Consider the following 1,319-nt stretch of genomic DNA (forward strand, 5'->3'; position numbering starts at 1 on the left):
AAAGAGCTTGCCAATGCTATTCGTGCGCTGAGCATGGACGCGGTACAGAAAGCCAAATCCGGTCACCCGGGTGCCCCGATGGGTATGGCTGACATCGCCGAAGTCCTGTGGCGTGATTTCCTGAACCATAACCCGCAGAACCCGGCCTGGGCTGACCGCGACCGCTTCGTGCTCTCCAACGGCCACGGCTCGATGCTGATTTACAGCCTGCTGCACCTCACCGGCTACGACCTCTCCATTGACGAGCTGAAAAACTTCCGCCAGCTGCACTCGAAAACCCCGGGCCACCCGGAAGTGGGCTACACCGCCGGTGTCGAAACCACCACCGGCCCGCTGGGCCAGGGCATTGCCAACGCGGTGGGGATGGCGATTGCCGAGAAGACGCTGGCGGCGCAGTTCAACCGTCCGGGCCACGACATCGTTGACCACTACACTTACGCGTTTATGGGCGACGGCTGCATGATGGAAGGCATCTCCCACGAGGCCTGCTCCCTGGCGGGCACCCTGAAGCTGGGTAAACTGGTGGCCTTCTACGACGACAACGGCATCTCCATTGACGGCCACGTTGACGGCTGGTTCACCGACGACACCGCGAAGCGCTTTGAGGCCTACGGCTGGCACGTGGTGCGCGGCGTGGACGGCCACAATGCGGACGCGATTAAACGCGCGGTGGAAGAAGCGCGCAGCGTGACCGACAAGCCGTCCCTGCTGCTGTGCAAAACCATCATCGGCTTCGGCTCGCCGAACAAACAGGGCACCCACGACTCCCACGGCGCGCCGCTGGGCGATGCGGAAATCGCCCTGACCCGCGAGCAGCTGGGCTGGAAACACGCGCCGTTTGACATCCCGTCTGACATCTACGCGCAGTGGGATGCGAAAGAAGCCGGCCAGGCGAAAGAGTCCGCCTGGAACGAAAAATTCGCCGCCTATGCAAAAGCCTTCCCGCAGGAAGCCGCCGAATTCACCCGCCGGATGAAAGGCGACCTGCCGGCTGACTTCGACGCAAAAGCCAGCGAGTTCATCGCGAAGCTGCAGGCGAACCCGGCGAAAATCGCCAGCCGCAAGGCGTCCCAGAACGCCATCGAAGCCTTTGGCCCGCTGCTGCCGGAGTTCCTCGGCGGCTCCGCTGACCTGGCGCCAAGCAACCTGACCCTGTGGTCCGGCTCGAAAGCGATTAACGAAGACACCGCCGGGAACTACATCCACTACGGCGTGCGCGAGTTCGGCATGACCGCCATTGCCAACGGTATCGCCCTGCACGGCGGCTTCCTGCCGTACACCTCCACCTTCCTGATGTTTGTGGAATACGCCCGTAACGC

At 63.0% G+C, this 1,319-nt stretch carries 1 protein-coding gene; it reads left to right on the plus strand.

The annotated features are described in order from the left end of the window. The coding region (gene tkt / locus ENTHG_RS00035; RefSeq protein WP_052332651.1) for a transketolase at positions 1–1,319 on the plus strand (1,319 nt) is incomplete at both ends.

It is taken from the genome of Phytobacter massiliensis JC163 (assembly GCF_000321045.1).
Lineage (GTDB): Bacteria > Pseudomonadota > Gammaproteobacteria > Enterobacterales > Enterobacteriaceae > Phytobacter_A > Phytobacter_A massiliensis.